5 protein-coding genes and 1 tRNA gene are annotated in these 5,712 nt (G+C 59.2%); 5 read left to right on the top strand and 1 reads right to left on the bottom strand.

Going from position 1 to position 5,712, the window contains the following annotated elements:
- Nucleotides 1-117 precede the first annotated feature (117 nt).
- From Q0K17_RS10225 to Q0K17_RS10215, 3 genes are all read left to right on the top strand, one after another.
- Nucleotides 118-513, top strand: a complete 396-nt coding sequence (locus Q0K17_RS10225) for a helix-turn-helix domain-containing protein (RefSeq protein ID WP_294542775.1) — start codon at nt 118-120, stop codon at nt 511-513.
- Between the two features lie 146 nt (nt 514-659).
- On the top strand, nt 660-1,430 hold the full coding sequence (locus tag Q0K17_RS10220; protein ID WP_294542773.1) for a tRNA threonylcarbamoyladenosine dehydratase: 771 nt from the start codon (nt 660-662) through the stop codon (nt 1,428-1,430).
- Nucleotides 1,420-2,268, top strand: a complete 849-nt coding sequence (locus Q0K17_RS10215; protein ID WP_294542771.1) for an ATP-binding protein — start codon at nt 1,420-1,422, stop codon at nt 2,266-2,268. The genes Q0K17_RS10220 and Q0K17_RS10215 overlap by 11 nt, the downstream gene beginning before the upstream one ends.
- A 45-nt stretch (nt 2,269-2,313) precedes the next feature.
- Here Q0K17_RS10215 and Q0K17_RS10210 read toward each other — a convergent pair whose 3' ends face one another.
- On the bottom strand, nt 2,314-3,927 hold the full coding sequence (locus tag Q0K17_RS10210; protein ID WP_294542770.1) for a hypothetical protein: 1,614 nt from the start codon (nt 3,925-3,927) through the stop codon (nt 2,314-2,316).
- 191 nt (nt 3,928-4,118) lie between these two features.
- Between Q0K17_RS10210 and glmM the strand changes: the two genes are divergently transcribed.
- Together glmM and Q0K17_RS10200 are read left to right on the top strand one after the other, a co-directional pair.
- Entirely contained in the window at nt 4,119-5,525 is a 1,407-nt protein-coding gene (glmM, locus tag Q0K17_RS10205) for a phosphoglucosamine mutase (protein WP_294542768.1), read from the top strand.
- Between the two features lie 107 nt (nt 5,526-5,632).
- A tRNA-Pro gene (locus tag Q0K17_RS10200) sits at nt 5,633-5,709 on the top strand.
- Nucleotides 5,710-5,712 lie beyond the last annotated feature (3 nt).

Here is a 5,712-nt window from a genome sequence, read left to right as displayed (position 1 = left end):
CACCCATACCTGATACAGTTTATCATCCCAAGGGGCAGACACGGCAAAGACGCGGGCAGATGCCGCGCGGGGGCTGTGCCTGCCCTTTTTTCAACACAATTCGGAAAGGAGAGCGCCATGCCCTTGTCTGATGCCAACCTGCGGTATCTGTTTGCGGTGTCCGATCTGGACGCAGGGGGACGCCCTGTGCGTTCCAAGGAGGTGGCCGATGTCCTTGGTGTCACCCGTCCCTCGGTGGTGCGGGTGCTGCGGACCCTGGCAGAGCACGGTCTGGTGGAAAAAGCCCCCTACGGCAAAATCACCCTGACGGAACGCGGCCGTTTTGCCGCACGCTATTACCGCAACCTGGTAGAGCGGATCAACGGGGATTTCCCCTCCACAGGACTGGAACTGACCCCGGCCCAGCGCTGGCAGGCGTCGCTGGTGCTGGCAGCGGCTCTGCCGGATACAGAGTACCTCCGCCGGTGCCCGCCGATCCTGAAGACGCCGGAGGGATCCAGATGCGAAGCCTGATTTTTTCGCTGCTGTTTGCGGGAACGGTGGGGAGCGGTACCATTTTTATCCGGCACCTTGTCCGCCGGATGGTCCGCCTTGACACCACCCGGTCCGCATGCTACAATGACCAACAGAATTTGTAGGAATTAGGAGGACGGAGCCTTATGATCGACCAGTTTTCCCGCACCCGCGCCATGCTGGGGGAAGCCGGCCTGCAGCGTCTGCAGCATGCCCGCGTGGCGGTGTTCGGCGTGGGCGGCGTGGGCGGCTATGCCGTGGAGGCCCTGGCCCGCAGCGGCGTGGGGACCCTGGACCTGATCGATGACGATGAGGTCTGCCTGACGAACCTGAACCGCCAGATCATTGCCACCCACGATACCATCGGCCGCCCCAAGGTGGAAGTCTTTGCCGAGCGTATCCACGCCATCAACCCGGCGGCGGTGGTGAACACCCACCGGGTCTTTTTCGGTCCGGATACCGCCGGCCGGTTTGATTTTTCCGCCTTTGATTATGTGGTGGACGCCATTGATACGGTCAGCGCCAAGGTGGAACTGGCCTGGCTGGCCCAGCAGGCGGGGGTGCCGGTGATCAGTTCTATGGGAGCCGCCGGCAAGATGGACCCCACCGCGTTTGAAGTGGCGGATCTGTATGCCACGTCGGTGTGTCCGCTGGCCCGGGCCATGCGGACCCAGTGCCGTAAGCGGGGGGTCCGGTCCCTCAAGGTGGTCTATTCCCGGGAGACGCCCCACGCGGTGCCCGCCCAGAGCGGCGGCAGCCTGGATACGGCCCGTGCCGGCTCCGGAAAGCGGTTCACGCCCGGTTCCAATGCGTTTGTGCCTCCGGTGGCCGGACTGATCCTGGCGGGGGAGGTCATCAAGGACCTGGCCGAATGGCCCGCACTTGCCGATCAGGAGGTGATGGCGGATGCCCCGTGAACTGCAGCCTTATGAAGTGATTGAGCGAAGCCTCATCAAGAAATACCGCAAGCAGCTGTGGAACCCTTTTGTGGCCGCCATCAAGCGGTATGAGCTGGTACAGGAAGGGGACCGGGTGGCGGTGTGCATTTCCGGCGGCAAGGATTCCATGCTGCTGGCCAAGCTCATGCAGGAACTCCACCGCCATACCGAAGTGCCTTTCGAGCTGAAATTTTTGGTCATGGACCCCGGTTATGCTCCGGAAAATCGCAGACAGATCGAGGAAAACGCCCGACTGCTGAATATTCCCGTCACGGTGTTCGAAACCGATATTTTCGACACGGCCTATCACACCGACCGCAACCCCTGCTACCTGTGTGCCCGCATGCGCCGGGGGCATCTGTACAAGCAGGCCCAGCTTATGGGCTGCAACAAGATCGCCCTGGGGCATCATCTCAATGATGTCATCGAGACCGCGGTCATGAGTATGTTTTACGGGGCGCAGCTGCAGGGCATGCCTCCCAAACTGCACAGCAAAAACTTCCCGGGCATGGAACTCATCCGTCCGCTTTACTGTGTCAAGGAACAGGATATCATTGCCTGGGCCCGGTACCATGATCTGCATTTTCTGCAGTGTGCCTGCCGCATGACGGCCCGCAGCGATGAACCCGGCGCCTCCAAACGGCAGGAGGTGAAAACCCTGCTGCGGGAGCTGAAAAAGACCAATCCCAACATTGAAAACAATATTTTCAGCGCGCTGCATGCAGTCTGCCTGGACACGGTTCCCGGCTATAAATCCCATGGGGTGGCCCACACCTTCCTGGAAGGCTACGACGACGCTCCGCCTGTCTCCGAATAAATCATAAGGCACCTGCCATCCCCGCTGGATGACAGGTGCCTTTGTTTATGGTTTGCCCTGTGCTTTCTGTCGCCGTTCCAGAATTTCCTCCCGGCTCAGCCCGTATTTGCGGGCGATGTCCCGGGCATAACTCAGCCCGTCCGGTTTGGTGCGCAGGATGCGGTAACTGCGGGTCCCGTCGCCCACGTTCTGCATCTGCGCCACCAGATTGTCCAGCTTGCCGGGGCCTACGCTCAGTTCGTCCAGGCGCTGACTCAGTTCATGGATATGGGTCACATACAACCCGCCGCAGCCGATTTCACTGATGGCTGCCAGTACCTCGGCGGCGATGTAGCCGCCTTCCAGCAGGCTGGTGGAGCTGAAGCTCTCGTCCATCAGCAGCAGATCCGTGTCGTGCAGCCGGGGCAGAATGGCGCTGATGCGGGCACATTCGCTCTCCAGCCGCCCTTTTCCGTAGTTGTCCTCGTCGGAAGTGGGAAAGTGGGTGTAAATGCCGGTTACCGGGCTCATCTCCGCTTCCTCCGCAGGCACCGGCAACCCCAACTGGAACAGCGCCTGGGCCATGCCCACCGCATAGCAGAAGATGGACTTGCCACCATGATTGGGACCGGTCACCAGATAAAAACGCCCGTTCTCATCCAGGCAAAAATCGTTGCATACAATGGGGTCGTGAAGGTTTTTTAAGGCCAGCATGGGATTGTATACATTGTGCAGCCGCAGGGCGCGATCCTGTACCGGACGGATAACAGGCCGGCACACCGGACACCCGACCTGCCGCAGCTGACAGATAAAAGGGACTGCCGCGGCCAGAAACCGCAAATCGTCCATCAACGCAATGAAAAATCGGGTCTCATCATGGAAAAACTGGTTGATCACCGGCTCCCAACTGCGGATGGTCCTGGCAAACACCGTGTCCAGGGCGCGGCAGACCGCACCGTTCAGTGCCTGCCGTTCTTCATCCCGTCCGGCCTTGCTCACGTTGGCAAAGCCGGAAAGGCATACCATGGGGTCCTTGTGACGGCCCAGCAGCTTGTCCAGGATGCTGCCCTGCCGGAAGGGCTGTGTGTGCAGACCCAGCAGACCGGCCTCGGTCACATGCAGGCTGCCGTCCAGATTCACTCCCAGAGAGATGCTCTTGACCTGTCCGATCTGCATGTCCAATTCCTGCAGATGGGCACGCAGAGCCCGATAATCTTCACTTTCACAGCGGGCCTGTATCTCGGCTTTCAGCCGCCGCAGGCCGGCACTGGCAAGGTCCAGGGACGCCAGACGGGACCGGAACAGCTCCACAAGTTCCAGGTACTGCTCGATATACCGGGTACTGGCCAGCCCGCTTTCCAGGCTGCCGTCGCCCTGTTTCAGGACCTTGCACATCTCGTAGGCATCCCGGATCAAAGGCAGGGCATCCCGGACCAGCCCCTGCAGCGCTTCGCTGTCCGCAATTTCCAGGATCAGTTCTGCCCGGTAAGCCAGAACGGCGGGCTCGCAGCTGAAGAACTGCTCCAGCCGCAGGTCTGCAATGCCGCGGTAGCTTTCCCGGCGGATGCCGATCATCTGGTCCAGCTGCAGGGTGTGGATGAATTCTGTGTCCGGCAGGGCACTGCCTTCGGCGGGGGCATATCCCGCAGGGAACAGCAGCCGAAAAGGTTCGTTGGACATAAGGCGTATCCTTTCTTATCATGAAACCTACAGTTTCATCTTACGCTTAAAAAACAGGAACGTCAATTCATTTGCGCGCTGCTTTGCTGGACATTTGGCCGTGTATGCGATACAATAGGAAAGAACCGAAGCTGTGCACTTTTGTGCCTGCGGTTTGAATTTTGCTTTGTATCACCTGAAAGGGGAACATAATGGGTAAATATTTTGGTACCGACGGCTTCCGCGGCGAAGCCAACATCACCCTGACTGCCGACCATGCCTACAAGGTTGGCCGGTTCCTGGGCTGGTATTACAATGAAAAGCGCCGCCGCGCCGCGGAGGAGGGGCTGGCCCCCCAGCAGGGGCCGGCACGCATCGTCATCGGCAAGGATACCCGCCGTTCCAGCTATATGTTTGAGTACAGCCTGGTGGGGGGACTGGTGGCTTCCGGTGCGGATGCCTACCTGCTGCATGTGACCACCACCCCGTCTGTGGCGTACATTGCCCGCGTGGACAATTTTGACTGCGGCATCATGATCTCCGCCTCCCACAACCCCTACTACGACAACGGCATCAAGCTCATCAACGGCCAGGGGGAAAAGATGGACGAAGAGACCATCTCTCTGGTGGAAGCCTACCTGGACGGCAATCTGGAAGCCTTCGGCCAGAAATGGGAGGAACTGCCCTTTGCCCACCGCGATAAGATCGGCTGCACCGTAGACTATATCTCCGGCCGCAACCGGTACATCGGTTATCTCATCAGCCTGGGCATGTACAGCTTCCGCGGTGTGAAGGTAGGCCTGGACTGCGCCAATGGTTCCAGCTGGAACATTGCCAAGGCGGTGTTTGATGCGCTGGGAGCCACGACCTATGTGATCAACGCCGAGCCCAACGGCCTGAACATCAACCTGAATGCCGGCTCTACCCATATTGAAGGGCTGCAGAAGTTTGTGGTGGAAAAGGGCCTGGATGTGGGCTTTGCCTACGATGGCGACGCGGACCGCTGCCTGTGCGTGGACGAGAAGGGCAATGTGGTCACCGGCGATCATATCCTGTATATCTATGGCCGCTATATGAAAGAGCGCGGCAAGCTGGTCACCAACACGGTGGTCACCACCGTCATGTCCAACTTCGGCCTGTACAAGGCTTTCGATGAACTGGATATCGACTATGCCAAGACCGCTGTGGGCGACAAATATGTCTATGAGTATATGCAGCAGCACGGCAGCCGTATCGGCGGTGAGCAGAGCGGCCATATTATCTTCAGCAAATACGCCTCCACCGGTGACGGCATCCTCACCAGCCTGAAGCTGATGGAAGTGATGATGGCCCGCAAGAAGCCCATGAGCGAACTGGCCGCCCCGCTGGCCATCTATCCCCAGGTGCTGGAAAACGTCAGGGTCACCGACAAGGCCACGGCACAGAACGATCCGGATGTGCAGGCCGCCGTGCAGGCCGTCGCTGCGGAGCTGGGGGACACCGGCCGCATTCTGGTGCGGGAATCCGGCACTGAACCGCTGGTCCGTGTGATGGTGGAAGCGCCCAGCAAGGAGATCTGCCAGAAGTATGTGGACCAGGTCGTGGAGGTGATTCGCCACAAAGGCTACGAACAGGCGTGAAAAATTGAAAAAATCAAAGTTTTTGTAAAAAAACTGCAGAAAATCCCTTGACAAAACCATTCAAACCCGTTATAATCATACATGCTGATTGACCGGCTCGGTCGTAACCGGGTGTAGCGCAGTTTGGTAGCGCGCTTGAATGGGGTTCAAGAGGCCGTGAGTTCGACTCTCGCCACTCGGACCAAAC

This window comes from uncultured Gemmiger sp., from assembly GCA_944388105.1.
In the GTDB taxonomy this organism is placed as follows: Bacteria; Bacillota; Clostridia; order Oscillospirales; family Ruminococcaceae; genus Gemmiger.
This window is presented reverse-complemented; position numbering and strand designations above follow the sequence as displayed.

What these genes read in the sequence shown, in the direction of transcription:
- glmM (WP_294542768.1), top strand. Translation starts at nt 4,119, where the DNA reads ATGGGTAAATATTTTGGTACCGACGGCTTCCGCGGCGAAGCCAACATC.
- Q0K17_RS10210 (WP_294542770.1), bottom strand. Translation starts at nt 3,927, where the DNA reads ATGTCCAACGAACCTTTTCGGCTGCTGTTCCCTGCGGGATATGCCCCC.
- Q0K17_RS10225 (WP_294542775.1), top strand. Translation starts at nt 118, where the DNA reads ATGCCCTTGTCTGATGCCAACCTGCGGTATCTGTTTGCGGTGTCCGAT.
- Q0K17_RS10220 (WP_294542773.1), top strand. Translation starts at nt 660, where the DNA reads ATGATCGACCAGTTTTCCCGCACCCGCGCCATGCTGGGGGAAGCCGGC.
- Q0K17_RS10215 (WP_294542771.1), top strand. Translation starts at nt 1,420, where the DNA reads ATGCCCCGTGAACTGCAGCCTTATGAAGTGATTGAGCGAAGCCTCATC.